General features: G+C 39.3%; 14 protein-coding genes. 10 read left to right on the plus strand and 4 right to left on the minus strand.

Annotated elements, in window-relative coordinates; all coding sequences use genetic code 11:
* Window positions 1-98 precede the first annotated feature (98 nt).
* The 10 genes from WAA86_RS06140 (at window position 99) to WAA86_RS06185 (ending at window position 12,934) form a co-directional block, all read left to right on the plus strand.
* Window positions 99-1,382 carry an N-acetylmuramoyl-L-alanine amidase family protein gene (locus WAA86_RS06140; protein WP_337300110.1) on the plus strand — a complete coding sequence of 428 codons (1,284 nt, stop codon included), beginning with the start codon at window positions 99-101 and terminating at the stop codon, window positions 1,380-1,382.
* A gap of 56 nt (window positions 1,383-1,438) precedes the next feature.
* The gene (locus tag WAA86_RS06145) at window positions 1,439-2,404 is read left to right on the plus strand and encodes an MlaD family protein (protein ID WP_337300111.1); all 966 of its coding nucleotides are present in this window, start codon (window positions 1,439-1,441) and stop codon (window positions 2,402-2,404) included.
* Between the two features lie 3 nt (window positions 2,405-2,407).
* On the plus strand, window positions 2,408-3,733 hold the full coding sequence (locus tag WAA86_RS06150; RefSeq protein WP_337300112.1) for a (Fe-S)-binding protein: 1,326 nt from the start codon (window positions 2,408-2,410) through the stop codon (window positions 3,731-3,733).
* 16 nt (window positions 3,734-3,749) lie between these two features.
* Window positions 3,750-4,541, plus strand: coding sequence for a (Fe-S)-binding protein (locus WAA86_RS06155; protein WP_337300113.1), 792 nt, complete (start codon window positions 3,750-3,752; stop codon window positions 4,539-4,541).
* A gap of 10 nt (window positions 4,542-4,551) precedes the next feature.
* The gene (locus tag WAA86_RS06160; RefSeq protein WP_337300114.1) at window positions 4,552-5,034 is read left to right on the plus strand and encodes an ABC transporter ATPase; all 483 of its coding nucleotides are present in this window, start codon (window positions 4,552-4,554) and stop codon (window positions 5,032-5,034) included.
* A 106-nt stretch (window positions 5,035-5,140) separates the two neighbouring features.
* Window positions 5,141-8,080 carry a glycoside hydrolase family 3 N-terminal domain-containing protein gene (locus WAA86_RS06165; RefSeq protein ID WP_337300115.1) on the plus strand — a complete coding sequence of 980 codons (2,940 nt, stop codon included), beginning with the start codon at window positions 5,141-5,143 and terminating at the stop codon, window positions 8,078-8,080.
* Between the two features lie 190 nt (window positions 8,081-8,270).
* Window positions 8,271-9,413 (plus strand): N-acetyl-alpha-D-glucosaminyl L-malate synthase BshA, encoded by a 1,143-nt coding sequence (bshA, locus tag WAA86_RS06170; RefSeq protein WP_337300318.1) that lies wholly within the window; start codon window positions 8,271-8,273, stop codon window positions 9,411-9,413.
* Between the two features lie 73 nt (window positions 9,414-9,486).
* Complete coding sequence (locus WAA86_RS06175; protein ID WP_337300116.1) at window positions 9,487-9,873, plus strand: hypothetical protein; 387 nt, start codon at window positions 9,487-9,489, stop codon at window positions 9,871-9,873.
* A 118-nt stretch (window positions 9,874-9,991) separates the two neighbouring features.
* The gene (locus WAA86_RS06180) at window positions 9,992-11,161 is read left to right on the plus strand and encodes an OmpA family protein (RefSeq protein WP_337300117.1); all 1,170 of its coding nucleotides are present in this window, start codon (window positions 9,992-9,994) and stop codon (window positions 11,159-11,161) included.
* Between the two features lie 87 nt (window positions 11,162-11,248).
* Window positions 11,249-12,934, plus strand: coding sequence for a carbamoyltransferase family protein (locus tag WAA86_RS06185; protein WP_337300118.1), 1,686 nt, complete (start codon window positions 11,249-11,251; stop codon window positions 12,932-12,934).
* Window positions 12,935-13,123: 189 nt separating this feature from the next.
* On the opposite strand, the gene WAA86_RS06190 is transcribed toward WAA86_RS06185, so the two are convergent.
* The 4 genes from WAA86_RS06190 to WAA86_RS06205 all read right to left on the minus strand — a co-directional run bounded on the left by WAA86_RS06190 (window position 13,124) and on the right by WAA86_RS06205 (window position 17,991).
* The gene (locus tag WAA86_RS06190; RefSeq protein ID WP_337300119.1) at window positions 13,124-14,296 is read right to left on the minus strand and encodes a GNAT family N-acetyltransferase; all 1,173 of its coding nucleotides are present in this window, start codon (window positions 14,294-14,296) and stop codon (window positions 13,124-13,126) included.
* Between the two features lie 90 nt (window positions 14,297-14,386).
* The gene (locus WAA86_RS06195; RefSeq protein WP_337300120.1) at window positions 14,387-15,535 is read right to left on the minus strand and encodes a GNAT family N-acetyltransferase; all 1,149 of its coding nucleotides are present in this window, start codon (window positions 15,533-15,535) and stop codon (window positions 14,387-14,389) included.
* 161 nt (window positions 15,536-15,696) lie between these two features.
* Window positions 15,697-16,959, minus strand: a complete 1,263-nt coding sequence (locus tag WAA86_RS06200) for a GNAT family N-acetyltransferase (protein WP_337300121.1) — start codon at window positions 16,957-16,959, stop codon at window positions 15,697-15,699.
* A gap of 6 nt (window positions 16,960-16,965) precedes the next feature.
* The gene (locus WAA86_RS06205; RefSeq protein WP_337300122.1) at window positions 16,966-17,991 is read right to left on the minus strand and encodes a peptidoglycan bridge formation glycyltransferase FemA/FemB family protein; all 1,026 of its coding nucleotides are present in this window, start codon (window positions 17,989-17,991) and stop codon (window positions 16,966-16,968) included.

The following is a 17,991-nucleotide window of genomic DNA, read 5'->3' on the forward strand; positions in this document are numbered from 1 at the left end:
AATGGGTTATTTGCATCAGGAGTGGCCAAAAATACCACCTAATTCTGGAGGAAAGAGAAAAATAATGTATAAAAATTCAAAATTTGTATAATAGCATTATGGTTAAATATATTGTGGGTAAGCGTTTTTGTGCAGTAGCTTTTATAGTCTTGGCTTTTTTATTGTCTTCCTTCAGTGTTCCTGGAGACAAAAAGCCCAAGGAAAAAACGTTTGTGGTTGTTTTGGATGCAGGTCATGGAGGCCATGACCCGGGCAATTTGGGGAACGGATACCTCGAAAAGAATATAGCTTTAAATATCGTGCTGAATGTGGGCAAGATGTTGGAGAAGAACCCAAATGTCAAAGTTGTTTATACCAGAAAGGACGACACTTTTGTGGATTTATACGTAAGGGGACAAATAGCCAATAAGGCTGATGCCGATCTCTTTGTATCTGTTCATTGCGATTCACATAATTCTGATGCCCATGGGGCAGGAACTTTTGTGCTGGGACTCCATGCCAACAAACAGAACTTCGAAATAGCCAAAAAGGAGAACTCGGCAATTTATTTGGAGGATGATTATGAGACGAGGTATGCGGGTTACGATATCAATTCACCGGAATCCATCATCGGAATGACCATTATGCAAGAAGAATTCCTCGATCAAAGCATTGCCCTGGCAAAATTGATTCAGGACAACTTTACGGGCAAATTAAAGCGGGTGGACAGAAAAGTGAAACAAGCGGGTTTTATTGTGCTTCACCAGACCTTTATGCCCAGTGTTTTGGTAGAGACCGGATTTCTGACCAATAAGTCGGAAGGGGCTTATTTAAATTCCAGCAGGGGTCAAACCGAAATGGGAACTGCCATTGCTTCGGCCATCTTGGATTATAAGAACTCCAGGAACGGCAATATGACGTTGGATTATGTTAAAAAGGAATCGCCAAGTGCGGCCTCAGTAGCCAAGGAGGCAGTTAAAAAAGAGTCGCCCAAGGAGGAAATGGTACGGGTAAAACAGGTGGTGACACCAACTGCAAAGGAAAAGGAAACTCCCAAGGAGACCGTGGTAAAAACCAAGGAATCCAAACCAGAGTCGAAAGAGGAAGGTGTTGATCCCATAGAATTCAAGAAGAAAAGCAATTTGGTGTTTAAAGTGCAACTTTTTGCCAGTTCCAAGGTTGTTCCCTTGGAATCGGAAAACTTTAAGGGCCTCAACAAACTTTCCAAGGAGCCGGTGGGCAATCTTTTCCGATATATGTACGGTAATGCCGAGAACTATTTTGATGCCAAACTGTTGAAGTCCAATGCAGATGCCAAAGGATATACAACTTCCTACGTTGTGGCATATAAGGATGGAAAGCGCATTTCCTTGGAGGACGCAATGAAATACGTATCTGAATAATAGCCCCTCTTCTAAAAATTATTTCTAATTTTGTTAAGAACAGTAAATCGATCTCTTTGAAAATATCTAGGGAAATTAAGACAGGAATTATCGTATTGGGCGGTATCCTGTTGTTTGTTTTAGGTTTTAGTTATTTAAAATCTTCACCAATTTTTGACAACAGTAAGACCTTTTATGCGGTATACAAACATGTTGGTGGACTCCAGCCTGGGACCCAGGTATCCATCAACGGTTTTGCAGTGGGCAAGGTGAACGATATAAGGTTTAAAGATCAATCTGGATTGTTGTTGGTTACTTTTTCGGTGGACAACAAATTTCAGTTTTCTAAAAACAGTACAGCGGAACTTTATGATACAGGTATCATTGGGGGCAAGGGAATTCAAATAAAACCGGTCTTCGATAACGCGCCTATGGCCAAATCTGGAGATACTTTGAAAACGGAGACCAGACCTGGACTTACAGAATTGGTACAACAAAAACTGACCCCTTTGCAGTTAAAAGTAGAGGATGCCGTTTCCAATGCGGATTCTCTTTTGGTAAACTTTAATGAGATCCTGGACGACAAGACCAAAAAGGATTTAAGGGAAAGCATAAGCGGGTTAAATACATTGGTCCAAAGTTTTCAGGGAAGTGCCAAGGCCATGAATGAATTATTGGTAGGCAACAAGGATAAATTGGACGGGTCTATTGATGACCTAAGTAACATCACAGGAAATTTTTCCAAATTATCAGATTCCATATCCAATTCGGGAATTGCGGAAACCATGGAAAGCTTGCAGTCTACCATTAAAAATTTGGATGGACTATTGGCTAAAATGGAACAGGGTGAAGGTACCTTGGGCAAATTGATGGAAAACGAGGAACTCTATAACAATATGTCCAGTGCTACAAGAGAGCTAGATCTTCTGTTGCAGGATTTCAGGTTAAATCCAAAACGTTATGTAAACGTGTCTGTCTTTGGTAAAAAACAAAAGGAATACACATTGCCAGAAAACGATCCGGCAGATAACAACAACAATTAGGATATGGAGTACCTTCCCAATATTTTATTTGCGATTATATTAATTGGTGCAATTACCTTTTTTGCGAAGAATGTAAAAAGGCTTTCCCGAAATATCAAATTGGGAAAGGATGTGGATGTTAGTGATAACAAACCACAGCGATGGCGCAATATGGCCAAAATTGCCCTAGGGCAGACCAAAATGGTGGTGAGGCCCATTGCCGGTATCATGCATATTATTGTTTATGTTGGATTCATCATAATCAACATTGAGGTCCTCGAAATTATCATCGATGGGCTATTGGGCACACATCGTATTTTTGCGCCTCTGGGGAGTATTTATAATTTTTTGATCGCTTCCTTTGAGATCTTGGCGTTTTTGGTCATTGTGGCGGTGGTTGTTTTTTGGTTGAGGCGAAATGTGGTGCGAATCCAACGATTTTTCAAACCTGAAATGAAAGGTTGGCCCAAAAAAGATGCCGATCTGATCCTGTATATAGAATTGGTTTTGATGTTCTTGTTCCTGACCATGAACGGTGCCGATTATCAATTACAGCAATTGGGAGCCGAGCATTATACCCAAGCTGGAGCCTTTCCCGTTAGTCAGTACTTGGCGCCAATTTTTGATGGGATGAGTATCCCGTCATTGGTACTAGTGGAAAGAAGTGCTTGGTGGCTTCATATTGTTGGGATTTTGTTCTTTTTAAATTATCTCTACTACTCCAAACATCTACATATCCTTTTGGCTTTTCCGAATACGTATTTCGGTAAACTAAGGCCAAAAGGGCAATTCGACAATTTGGAAGCAGTAACCAAAGAGGTAAAATTGATGATGGATCCCACAGCAGATCCGTTTGCTGCCCCTGTGGAAGGAGCGGAGCCTCCTGCAAAATTTGGAGCTTCCGATGTTATGGATCTCAATTGGGTCCAGCTATTGAATGCATATACCTGTACAGAATGTGGAAGGTGTACCAGTGAATGTCCGGCAAATCAAACGGGAAAGAAGCTTTCCCCTAGAAAGATCATGATGGACACCAGGGACCGTTTGGAAGAAGTGGGGAAAAACATGGATGCCAATAACGGCGAGTTCAAGATGGATGGGAAAGAGTTGTTGGGTGATTATATTTCCCATGAGGAATTGTGGGCCTGTACCTCTTGTAATGCCTGCGTGGAGGCATGTCCTGTGAGTATAGATCCGTTGTCCATTATCATGGACATGAGACGTTATCTGGTTATGGAGCAATCCGCAGCCCCCTCAGATTTGAACAATATGATGGGTAATATTGAAAATAATGGTGCCCCTTGGCCGTTCAATCAAATGGACAGGCTCAATTGGGCAAAGGAATCATAAAAATACAGCTTAAAATATGGGCAATGAACTAAAGGTGCCAACCATGGCAGAACTGTTTGCAGCTGGTCAGCAGCCAGAAGTATTGTTTTGGGTGGGATGCGCAGGAAGTTTTGATGATAGGGCAAAAAAAATTACCAAGGCATTCGTAAAAATCCTGAACAAAGCAAAGGTGAGCTTTGCTGTTCTGGGAACAGAGGAAAGCTGTACCGGTGATCCGGCCAAAAGGGCTGGGAACGAATTTTTGTTCCAAATGCAGGCCGTAACCAATATTGAGGTGCTCAATGGTTATGGCGTAAAGAAAGTGGTTACCGCATGTCCACATTGCTTTAATACCATAAAAAATGAATACCCGGGATTGGGTGGGGATTACGAAGTAGTGCACCATACCCAATTTCTAAAACAGTTATTGGAAGAGGGAAGGATCACCATGGAAGGGGGGCAGTTCAAAGGAAAGCGGATCACTTTTCACGATCCCTGCTATTTGGGACGTGCAAACAATGTATACGAGGCTCCCAGGGACCTGATCAAAAAACTCGATGCAGAACTGGTAGAAATGAAGAACTGCAAAAAGAAGGGCTTGTGCTGTGGTGCAGGAGGGGCCCAGATGTTCAAGGAGCCGGAAAAAGGGGATAAGGATGTCAATATAGAAAGGACCGAGCAAGCTTTGGAAACCCAACCCGAAATCATTGCAGCAGGTTGTCCATTTTGTAACACCATGATGACGGATGGGGTTAAGAACAAGGAAAAAGAAGGTGCTGTGGCAGTAATGGATATTGCAGAACTGATTGCCACTGCCGAAGATTTATAAAAAAGAACACATGTTAGTAGAATTCAATTCGTTATCAGATACTTCAAGGGTATGGATCTATCAAGCCAGTAGAAGCTTCAGTGCAGAGGAGTTGGAAGAAGTGCGGACTGGTTTGGAACAATTTATCAAGGCATGGACAGCCCATGGCAGTCAGCTGGCAGCTGGCTATGAGATTCGCTATAATCGGTTTATTGTAATTGCCCTGGACCAGACCAATGCCTCGGCTTCAGGTTGTTCCATTGATGCTTCAGTACGTTTCATACAGGACTTGGAAAAGAAGTACGACATTGATCTTTTGGATAAAATGAACGTTTCCTATAAGCAAGGGGAGTTTGTGGCCTATAAATCCTTGATCGATTTTAAAAAGATGGCCAAGAATAAATCGGTCTCCAAAAACACCATCGTCTTCAATAATTTGGTAACCAATAAATTGGAGTACGAAAACCATTGGGAGGTGCCTGCCGAAGAAAGCTGGCATGCTCGTTTTATGTAATCCTTTCTGCTGGATTTCAAATCATAAATGTCTCTTAAGTTTATGATGACCAGTGTGTTTAATATTTTCTTTTTACTTAAGTTAGTACCTTAGAATACATGTTTTTATGAGGCTTAAATCGGTATTCCACATTCTCATTATTATGCTGTTGGCAAGCAGGGCATCCTGGGCACAACAAGACCCTTTGGTTTCCAAGGATAGCCTGGAACAGGCTGTTTGGGTCAACGATGTTTACCAATCCATGACCTTGGAAGAAAAGATGGGACAACTCTTTATGATGAGTGTTGCCTCAGACCAGGCTAAATCGGGTACGGATAAAATAAAAAGACTGATCGAGGAACATAAGATAGGAGGTGTTATTTTCTCTACGGGAGGTCCGGTAAGACAGGCAAAACTTACCAATGAATTCCAAGCTACTTCCAAAATTCCTTTGCTAATAGGAATGGATGCCGAGTGGGGTTTGGCCATGCGACTTGATTCAACCTACGCGTTTCCTTGGAATATGACCCTAGGGGCCATCAAAGATACAGGGGTAGTTGCCAAGGTCGGACATCAGATAGGGTCACACGCCAAGCGCATGGGCGTACATATCAATTTTGCTCCGGATATAGATATTAATATCAATCCCAATAACCCTATCATAGGAAACCGATCCTTTGGTGAGGATAGGGACAATGTTGCCGCAAAGGGAATAGCCTTTATGAAAGGTATGGAGCGGGCAGGAGTGCTGGCCAGCGGCAAGCATTTTCCGGGACATGGGGATACAGCTACGGATTCCCATAAAGCACTACCGATCATTGAGTTTACTGCAGATCGTTTGGATAGTATAGAGTTGTACCCATTCAAAAAATTGATCAAGAATGGCCTCAGTAGTGTGATGGTGGCTCATTTGAGCATACCCAGTTTGGAGAAGAGGAAAGAATACCCTTCTTCACTTTCCAATAGGATCATAACCAATCTATTGAAGGAGGAGTTGGAGTTCAAAGGTCTGATCTTGACAGATGCCCTTAATATGAAAGGTGTTGCGGATATAAAGGGGCGAACCAACTTCAAGGAGGCAGGGGATGTGGAGCTGACCGCATTTTTGGCGGGAAATGATATTTTGTTGATGCCCAAGGAGGTGGAACCGGCAAAGAAAAAGTTGATCCAAGCGTATGAATATGGTATCATTTCCGAAAGGCGCTTGGCCTCCTCTGTCAAAAAAATCCTGAGAGCCAAATATAAGGTGGGGCTGAACAATTATAAGCCTATTCCCTTGGACAACCTGTACAAGGATTTGAATAGCGTGGAGAATGACCTTGTTTATGAAGAAGCTATTGAAAATGCGCTGACCGTTGCCAAAAATGATGTCAATATCCTACCTATAAAAAATTTGGAAAACAAAAAGATTGCCTATGTCAAGCTAGGGGATGCTGATGGAAGTGCCTTTTTGGAGGAGTTGAAAAAATACACCACCGTTACAGAAGTTAATGGTACCGATCTTAGTAGTTTGAAAAAGAGTTTGGAGGCCTATAATGTAGTTATTGTGGGTTTTCATAAAAGTGATGAAAGTCCATGGAAACCCTATAAATTTTCCTCAAAGGAAATCACATGGCTGCAAGAAATTGGGTCCCTGAGAACCTCAAATCTAATTCTGGCAACCTTTGCCAAACCTTATTCCCTTTTGGAAATACCATCCGTGGATGATATAGACGCCATCATGGTAGGTTATCAAAATAGTGTTTTGGCCCAGCAGAGAGCAGCCCAATTGATCTTTGGGGCAATTCCGGCCAAAGGTATATTGCCCGTTTCGGCCCATCCAAAATTACCGGTAAATACAGGGGTGCTATTGGGGGATATTTCAAGACTGGGATATAGTTTCCCTGAGAGGGTAGGGATGAGCAGTACCAAATTGGGCTTGGTGGATAAATTGGTAAACAACGGTTTGGATTCCCTGATGTTCCCAGGAGCCCAAGTCTTGGTGGCCAGGAAAGGAAAAGTAATCTACAATAAAGGATTTGGTAAACCTACGTACGACTCGGACCAGCAAATTACGACCGACAATATTTATGATCTGGCGTCCTTGACCAAGATATTGGCCACCTTACCGGTCCTGATGAAAATGGAGGAGGACGGCAAGATGGATCTGATAGATACTTTTGATAAATTGGTACCATCCTATGCAGACACGGAACTCAAGGATGTTACCGTTTTGAAGGCGCTATCCCATTATGGAAGGTTGCCGGCATGGATCGCCTTTTATTTGGATACCTTGGATAAGGAAAGAAAACCTTCACCCCAGTTTTACAGAAATTCACCCGTTCCCGGTTACACCACCCAGGTGACGGATAATTTATATTTGATGGACATGTATCAAGATTCTATTTACAGTAGGATTGGTCGTCAAAGTTTAAAATCCAACCGGTATCGATACAGTGATCTATCCTACTATGTTTTTAAAAAGTATATAGAGGACAGTTACCAAGATCAACTGGATAAGATTGCCAATAGCTTTTTATATAGCTCTTTGGGGGCAGATCATACCAGTTACAATCCCTTGGAAAAATTTTCAAAAAACAACATCGTCCCTAGTGAAGAAGATGATTATTACAGATATGGTACCGTTCAGGGATACGTGCACGATATGGGTGCCGCGATGCAGGGTGGAGTAGGTGGCCATGCGGGATTGTTCAGTAACTCCAACGATGTGGCCAAAATTATGCAGATGTACCTTCAAGGCGGCTATTATGGGGGGGAGCGATTTATGGAGGCAAGAACGGTGAGGAAATTTAATACCTGCTATTTCTGCGACCAAAATGTCCGTAGGGGAGTGGGTTTTGATAAACCTGAACCTAAAAATGGAGGTGCAACTTTTAAGGGTATTTCCCGTAAAAGTTTCGGCCATAGTGGATTTACTGGAACTTTGGCCTGGGCAGATCCAGATGAAGATCTGGTCTATGTCTTTTTATCCAATCGTACCTTCCCTTCAGCGTCAAATACATTACTTATTAAATCTGGATTGAGGACTAGGATCCAAAAGGCCATTTACGATGCCATTTTGAATTAAAATGTAGCTTTGTAGGTAATATAATAACTTAAAAATCAATATATTATAAGTTGAATGATATGATGATCTTGATAATTTCAACAAAATAGAGGTTGTTTTGAAATGTTATTGAGGTTAAACCGACTTATATTAGATACACAGGGAAGATTTTTCAATTTGAAAAGTTTCCTCAAAAATGCGAGATAATAAAATGAAGATAGCGATTGTTTGTTACCCGACGTTTGGAGGTAGTGGTGTAGTTGCCACGGAATTGGGCATTGCCCTAGCCAATAGAGGTCATGAAATTCATTTTATTACCTATAAACAACCGGTACGGTTGGAATTATTGAACAATAGGATTCATTTTCATGAGGTTCACGTTCCGGAATATGCCCTATTTCATTACCAGCCCTATGAATTGGCTCTTTCCAGCAAGTTGGTGGATACCGTGAAATTGTATGGAATAGAACTTTTGCATGTGCACTATGCTATCCCACATGCATATGCCGGTTATATGGCAAAGAAAATGTTGGAAGAGGATGGCATATACTTGCCCATGATCACCACACTCCACGGCACGGACATTACCTTGGTAGGGAAACATCCTTTTTACAAACCGGCCGTAACCTTTAGTATCAATAAATCGGATGTAGTGACCTCGGTATCTGCCAGTTTAAAGAAGAACACCTTGGATTTATTTGATATCAAACAGGATATTGAGGTAATTCCCAATTTCATCGATAAGAAAAAATACAGCACCAAATTTACAGATTGTCAACGTTCATTAATGGCCAAGGACAACGAGCGTATAGTAACCCATATCAGTAATTTCAGGAAGGTAAAAAGGATTCCGGATATCATCCACATTTTTGATAAGATCCAAAAGGAAATCCCAGCCAAGTTGATTATGGTAGGGGAGGGCCCCGAGAAGGAAGGTGCGGAACTATTGGTAGAGCGTTTGGGCCTTTCGGATAGGGTGGTATTTTTGGGCAACAGTAACCAGGTCGACAAGATTCTTTGTTTCTCGGACCTATTTTTATTGCCCTCGGAATCAGAAAGTTTTGGTCTTGCGGCTTTGGAGGCCATGATCAATAGAGTTCCGGTCATTTCAAGTAATGCAGGAGGTATAGCAGAGGTGAACAGGCATGGGGTGACAGGTTTCTTGAGCGATATCGGAAACGTTGATGAGATGGCGGAAAATGCACTTCGTATTCTTAGGGACGATAATGAACTGGAAAAATTTAAGATGAACGCAGTTCGTGTGGCAGAGACTTTTGATATAGCCAATGTACTTCCTTTATATGAAGCGGTCTATGAGAAGGCCTATAGGGCCCGTTTTAATACTTCATATTAATATGAGAGTTTTGCTTTTAAGTTTATTGTTTGTTTGCTTGTCTTGCAAAAGTCAAAAGAAAACCTTTGTTGAAATGGAGAACTCGGTTTCCTTGGACAGTACTACATTGGTATTAAAGGACAGTCATTCCAATATGGATAGTACACAAGTCCAGATCATAAAAGAGGAGAAGACATTAAAGCGTTTTCTAATGGAGGTGAACAAAACTAGAAAGCCTGGAATTCCTGTACCGGAAATTGATTTTTCAAAGGACATGTTGATACTGGTCTGTGTAGGTGAACAGCATGGTGATCTTGAACCTAGTTTGTCCGTTTTGAAGAAAAGTGACAGCGAAATGGTAATTGAAATAACAAAAAATGAAGGGGTCGATTCCTCTAATATGGCAATATCCACGCCCTTTTTCCTGTATAGGGTCCCTGTTTCCGAAAAGAAAATTACCCTTAAGAAAAGAGACAATTAATTGAAGGAAATTTCTTAGACTGTACTACATCGAGTTTTATTACGTTTCATAGCAGTTTATTTGAACCACATCCATTTAGCACTAATTTCACCCTCTAATTATCCCAAATTTTAAGGTAATGAAAAATTTTCGAACACATTTATTTATCGCTCTTTCCCTTGTTGCATCTCTAACGTCCGCTCAGGAAAGTATGGAACTGACAGCAAAGGACAGTATAATCAAAAGTTCTTGGGTTTTAGGACTTGGAATCAATATTGTAGAGGATACAGCAACACCTTTTGGAGAAACATTCTTAAGAATTGAAGAAACATGGAATGCTGTTCCTTATCCATCAGCTTTGAGTATTCAAAGAAATTTCAGTAATGGAATGGGTATAAAAGCCGTCGGGACATACAATAGGTACAAGGTAGGTAAACTGATAGATGGTGCAATTAATATGGCCGAAAGGGAGTATTACGCCATTGACGGTATGCTTAGCTATGATTTAAATAAAATATTTGGTGAAACCGGTTGGTTCGATCCTTTTTTACAAGGCGGTGCTGGTTATAGTTCTATAGGGAATGTTGGTAGAACAACAGGTAATGTTGGTTTTGGTTTTAATACTTGGTTCAACGATACATGGGGTCTAAATTTCAATACCATGGGAAAATGGGGAATCGAAGAAGGCTCAACAAAGCAGATCCAACATGCAGCAAGTGTAGTATATCGCTTTGGAGTTGAAAAGGAATTGTCCAAAAAAGGAATGGAGCACCTGGCTTTGATAGAAGCTATGAAAAAAGAGCAACAGCGTGTTCAAGATTCTACAGATGCGGCTGATAGGGCTGCGGAATTGGCAAAACGCCTTGCAGAAGAACAAGAGGCTGCCAGACTTGCCGCTGCTGAAAAAGCAAGGATAGATGCTGAAAATAAAAGAAAGGCCCAGATTGAAAATGATATCAAAAACCTTGGTAAGGTATACTTTGCATTGAATTCTTCCACTTTAAACAGTGAATCCAAAGCTACATTGACGCAGTTGGTCAACCTTATGCAGGAAACTCCCTCAATTACATTGGAAGTATCTTCCTATACGGATAGTAGGGGTACTGCAAAGTACAATCTATGGTTATCTGAGCAGCGGGTGAAAAATACTATTGATTATTTGTTAGGTCAAGGTCTATCTTCCGACAGATTGGTGCCCAAAGCGTACGGAGAAACCAATTTGGTGAACGAGTGTGATGATAATACCCGTTGTTCTGAAGCTCAGCACAGGTTGAACAGAAGATCTGAATTTTTGGTAATCCGTTTTTAAAAAGAAATATTTGGAAAACCCCTTAGAAAACTTGAAATAAGAATTTTTAGCGGTATATAGACTTTAACCCCCCTATCTGTTTTAGCCATGGTCATATTAGGACTTAATTATTATTTCCACGATTCAACCGCTTGCATAATTAAGGATGGTAAGCTCTTGGCGGCCATCGAAGAAGAACGTTTGAACCGTGACAAGCACACTCAGGCTTTTCCTGAACTAGCCATTCAAAGGTGTTTAAAATTGGCCGGATTGACTTTCGCTGATGTTGACCACGTTGCGGTATCTATCAAACCAACGACGCACTGGTTCAGAAAATCTATTTATGCCTTAAGAAATATTAAGAGTATACTACCCTTTGCAGGGCATCATGTCGTAAATGCCTATGCAAAGCAAAGGCGATTTTGGATATGGTATAATAACAATTATGACCATAAGCAAGGTCCAAAAGTTCATTTTATTGAACATCATTTGACCCATGTGGCCGGTACTTTTTTTGTTTCTCCTTACAAAGAGGCGGCCTTATTGGGAATAGATGGTTCTGGCGAATGGGCGACTACCTGGATCGGACATGGAAGGGATAATAACATTAAGAAATTTGGGGAAAGTTTCTTTCCACATTCATTGGGTTCCTTCTATGAAGCTGTCACAGAATTCTGTGGATTCAAACCAAATTACGATGAAGGTAAGACCATGGGTCTGGCCCCTATGGGAAATTCAGAGACTTTTATAGATCAGGTCCGAAAAATAGTTGAGATAAAAGAAGATGGTCAGGTAAGAATTGATCTGAGTTATTTTAACTATCAGAAAATCGTGGGAAAAAGGTGCTCTAAAAAGTTTTATGAGACGTTTGGGGAACCAAGGATGCCCAATGGGGAATTTCAGCAATACCATATGGATGTGGCAGCTGCCTTTCAACGTGTATTGGAAGAGAAGGTTTTGGAAATCTGTGATATCCTGTATAAAAAAACCAAAGCAGATTATTTGGTGATTGCAGGTGGGGTTGCCTTGAATAGTGTTATGAACGGAAGAATCATCAGGGAAAGTTCCTTCAAGGATGTATATGTAATGCCTGCAGCTGGCGATAACGGTACAGCGATAGGTGCTGCCTATTATTTATACAATGGGATTTTGAAGAACGAGAGGAACTACGTCCATGACAATCCTTATTTAAGTACAAGCTATTCCAATGAGGAAATAAAGGCGGCCATTGATAAGGCAAAATTAAAAGCTGAATTTGTAGAGGATATTGGAGAAAGAGCTGCCTTGCTTCTGGAAGAGGGAAAGATAATTGGTTGGTTCCAGGGAACCATGGAAATTGGTCCAAGGGCATTGGGAAGTCGGAGTATACTGGCCAACCCTGCATTTCCCCAGATGAAGGATAAGATAAATGCACAAATAAAATTTAGGGAGGCATACAGGCCTTTTGCCCCTTCTTCTACATTGGAGTCGTACAAGGATTATTTTGATCTTAGGGTGGAAGATCCTTTTATGTTGAAGGTATGCAATGTACTCTTGGATAAACAACAGATTTTGCCGGCAATTACTCACGTTGATGGAAGTGCCCGATTGCAAACGGTAGATCGGGATACCCATCCTTTATATCATGACGTTATAACTAAATTGGGTATTAAAACGGGGGTGCCCGTGGTTTTGAATACCAGTTTTAATATTCAGGGTGAGCCTGTGGTAGAATCGCCTTTTGATGCACTGAGATGCTTCTATTCCAACGGCCTGGATGCCCTGTGTATTGGAAATTATGTAATAGAAAAATAGAATTCGCTATTCAGGAAATAGAAATTTAAAATCTGAGTTTGGAGGCAACACCTGTTGTTTTCAAACTCATTTCTTTTTTAGACCAGTATTATATTCCTAGGGCTCACAATTGTTTCATGGTTATCCATTTCCCAAAGATTGCAGGGACTTTTGTCCTGGAAAGGGGAATACGGTTGATTTTGGGATATCTTACCTTTTAAATACGATTTTCTGAATATTTTTTGGCCCCTTGATGACATATGATAGGTTTTCCTGAACTTCATATACCTCCACTTTTGCAATGTGTTCTAAATTTGTATACAAAAAATCGTAAACCGGTTTTTTTAAAAAGGAGTAGCTGTCATGGTTCATAAAATCGATGCGTTTGTGATTTGTATAATCGGACAATTCTTTGAAAGTTTCGTCCAGATAATATTCAATTTCCCCGGTTTCTGGTTTTTTGCTGAATTTGGACCTCAAACTATGATAAAATTTGTTTACCCCTTTAGACACCAGGAAATTGACCAATCGGGTCTTTAAAGAAATAACACCCACTATGATTGGAGCGATATAGGAACCTTTTTGATAAAATAAATGGTGCTCAAGGGTATAGGTATGATTGCACCATTTTAATTTATAGTCAAACGCCCCATACCCCATGTCGAGAATTTTGTATCCGTTGTTGATGCTCCATTCCAATATTTTCTGTACCGCAATATTTCCCAAACCAAATTTTGCATAATCAATATCGTAGGAAGGGATGGCTAAGAACACAATCTTATCACAGTGGTAGTTCAAGGATATTTGAATGGGCTTCTGATCATCATAAATGACATAAAGTGATGCTTTTTTTTCATGGATGAGATCAAAAACACTGCTAACATAAGAATCCCAACGCTTTAAAGATTCATGCTGGTCATCACGTTGGTTAAATCTTCGTGTAAGCATACCGTGCAGTGACTGCATCAGAAAATCATAGTCCTCCTTATTGATTTGCCCATAGTAAAGTTTATAGCGGATATCAAAACTGGTCTCTAAACCCTTTGTTTTTCTTTTGAGAACAGTCCGCAAATTACTCTTGATATTGGCTTTGATATAACTATTGATGTCCTGGGTATCACCAATATTGATACAGAAGCCATTGATCCGAAAAATCTTTTCGACCTTAACCCCTGGAGGAACCTCTATGATTGCATCAAAATAAGAAGGGAAAAGTTCAACACATAGTACAGGCGTACCACCAGTATTTTTAAAGTTGTCGCGATATTCGGAAACGGGCAATGCATGGCCACTGTAAGTCAGTGTTTTGTAAGGCGAAGGCACTACTTGTTTTTCAAAGAAAGAAAAATAAAAATTCCTTTTGGCTATAAATTTTGAGACCATTATTCTTATTTCAGTGCAAGTGGTGAATATAATGTACCTAGAATAGTTTTAAAACGTAAAGTAAGTCAAGCGGCAGTTATGAAACAAGTATTAATTTCTATAAGTTATTTGTTGTGCATTGTTTTTTCCTCTGATCAAAAATGATTTCGGACTTTCAGAAATCATAAAAATTGAGGTATTGTCCTTATGTTCAACTGTGGAATATAAAAACTCATATATCACGATACGCAGGAACTTGTATTTTTCTGAATCGGGATCAATTTTCGCTATATATTCAGTATTATCTGGTTCGGTAATTGTCCTTTTTTCAATAGTTAGTTCTGCGGTTTCATTCCGTTTAGGACTATTTGCTGAAAATTTTTCCCTTAAGTTATTGTAGACCAGATTGACCTTTTTTTCTTTTAAAAATTCCTTGACCGATAATTTATACAGCTCAATTTTGGCCAATAATGGTATGATCAATGACTGTTCGTTATAGACTACCTGATATTTAAATTGATAGATATAGTTGCACCACCTTCGTTTATATTCCAAATCACCGTATCCCAACTCTAGCAACTCAAATTGGTCTTTTAGGCACCATTCTACCAACTTGATCATTTCTACATGGCCAACCCCAAACTTATGATAGTCGATATCATAGGATGATATGGCACTAAAAATTATTTTGTCAAAATGATAATTTAAAGAAATATCAATGGGCTTCTTGCCATCATAAATTATGAATAATGATGCTTCTTTCCGGTTAATTTGATCAAAGGTATTATCCAGTATAATGTTCCATTCTCTCAATTTTTTATGCTCGTCATTGCGTTGGGCAAACCTTCTAACGAGCATTTCTTGTAAGGCAGACATTAAAAAGGCATACTCCTCTTTGGTAATACTGCCAAAGAATACTTTATAATTGATGTTGAAACAAGATTCGAGTCGGGTTAGACTCCGCTTAACCACCTTATGATTGGATTTGAATTGGGATTTTAGGTAACTGTCTATATTGATCACATCCTTCATGCGAATGGCATACCCAAGATTGTTCTGATAATATGTTTTCTGGATATACTGATCTTCTTTTTTAAGGACAGGATTTAAATATTCAGGGATCAATGCCACCGTATACATATGGTGTTTTTCCTCTTCAAGCAGATCCTTGGCATCAACCTCATAAAGGGTTTTGCTATTATCCGCGTATGCTATTTTTTGATAAACATCAGGTATTTCTCTTTTTTCAAAGAGGTTCATAAAAAAATTAGTTTCAAATTTTCCTTTTAAATCCATCACGAAAATTAATTAGAACAATTGATTTTAAGGTTTCTCTTTTAACCATATGTTGGAGAATATCACGGGCTTGAGTATCATTTTTCCTTGGTATTCAACATATATTCTTCAAGAAAGCAAGTTTATTATGAACGTGTAATGGAATTGATTGTTGCTTTTCGGGTAATGGTTTTTCCACTGATGATATAAACTTCTTTTTGATTATTTACTTGTTGTACTTTGATGTCCTTCAATTCTTCATTGTTGAGGTACAAAAATTCAAAGACCAAAGGGGTCAAATATTTATACGCTGGGGTTTTGATATCAATATCGACCAAATCCAACTTCTCGGCTTCGAGTTCAACATCTGAAAATTCAAAGGTAATTTTTGGTGTATTTTCTTGTTTGTTCCCTTTAAGAAAAAAACTGAGTTTGTGCAGTTTTTCGTTGACCTTCTTGTCGCGAAGTATTTGTTTCAAGGAGAAATATTTCAAAATCATTTGGGCAATGACTTTGGCCCTTATCGATTTTGTATCGTAATAGAGATGGTACTCAAAGTCGTATTCTTCATTGGCCCATCGCTTTTTGTAATCAAAATAACCCTTCGAAAAATCAAATATTTTAATATTGTTCTCCAAGCTCCACTCAATTAACTTCATGATGGTAACAGAGCCCAAATGAAATTTTTCGTAATCGATGTCAAATACCGTAATGGCATCAAAAAGGATATTTTCCGAAAAATAATTTAGGGTAACCCCTATGGGTGTGGTACCTTCATAGATAACAAAAAGGCTTGCTTTTCTTTCGAGGATCAAGGGATAGGCCACCTCATAATAAAATGCCCATTCTTTAGGGTCTAGGTTATTATTCGTAATTCCCTTGTCCAGAAATCGCTTTTCCAATAGAGATTTGAAATTCCCAAAAATAAAATCGTATTGTGCTCTGGAAATATCTCCAAAGTACATCTTATAGGAGATGTCAAAGGATTCCTCAAGTCTTTTCTTGTATTTGTTTAATTTGTATCTGGAACTTTTACTAAAACTAGAGGACATATAGTCTCCTAGGTCTTTGTATTTATCCAAATGGATCAAGAATCCCGGATATTGTTTAATTCTGTGTAACTTATAGTCGCTCTGTAAAGCAGGTAGGTCCAAATCAAAAAATGTGGGTACATCATAGATCAACAACACCTTATTGTTCAGTTCCAACGGCTCCTTTTGGTTTATGGAATAGGATATTCCTTTGGTATGTGTTTTGCCGACGTTTTCGTAGAACGGGGAAAGTCCTTTTTTTACAAAGGCAATATTCATTATACCTTTTATGGTAGAAGAGGGCAAATTGTTGTTGAAATGTTTCACCCAGATACCGGAAAAGGTGTTGGACGTAAAGGGATTGGATAGTATGCGCACAGCAATCTAATTAAGGTCTAGTGAACGATATAGTGGAAAATAATTGGATTCTTGTTCTGCACTTTTTTCCAAAGTCAATTGATCATAGATTTTTTGGTTCACTATAACCTTCCATAGGTTAAAGTCCTTGAAATCCTTTGAAAACCCAGATTTGAAATGAAACAGGCTATCCTCTTTGTTGCCAACGCCACCTCCAAGATTAAAAAAGGTGCTATTTTCACTGGTAGCGATGATCCTCATCTCATCAATTAAGAGTTTAATTGGATATAGGTCTAATTTTTCTTCATCGGTTCCGGATAAATGATATTGCACAATTTCGTTAGTTGTTATGAACATTGCACCGGACACAATAGCATTGGTTTCGTTTTCAATAGCTAATAATATTCTGGTATTATAATCCTTGGAATTTAATAGGTCAAAGAAGTATTTCTCATCAAAAAAATAATATTTTTTAGCGTGTACGCGTTCCATTGTTTTGTAATAAAGGTCTATATAGGCCTTCACCTCTTCATTGGATTCTGCAATTTTAATGGAACAAAGCCGTCTTGCTTTATTTATATGGGTTCTTAGTCTTTTATGATAGGCTCTTAGCTGCTCTTCAAGTTCCAACGTAAGGTCTATATTGACCACTTTGCTCAAACTAGAAATTTCTCCCAGACCCTGAATACATAAACGTTGGTTAGCGATGAATGGATTGAGCCTAGAAAAAATAGAAATAATATTATGAGAAGTAAGAAATATTTTGAAATCCTTTATAAAGTTGCCGTTTTCGAATTGTGTATCAATGTTTTTTGAAATAGGTCCAGAATAACCATATACGGAAGTAAGATCGTAATAGGGAGTGCCATAAATTGGGCGCATTAAAAAAGGAATGGCAATAATGTAGCCCTTTTCTGTGTATTTTACCAATACGGGCTCGTCTAAATTATTTTTGATAATATGATGATAATCATAGGTGTGATAAAAATCGTAGCTATCTACCATTTTTAAAATGGCGTCCCATTTTTCTTTACTTCTAATAATATCGATCAT

This window comes from Sediminicola sp. 1XM1-17 (assembly GCF_037203765.1).
Lineage (GTDB): Bacteria > Bacteroidota > Bacteroidia > Flavobacteriales > Flavobacteriaceae > Sediminicola.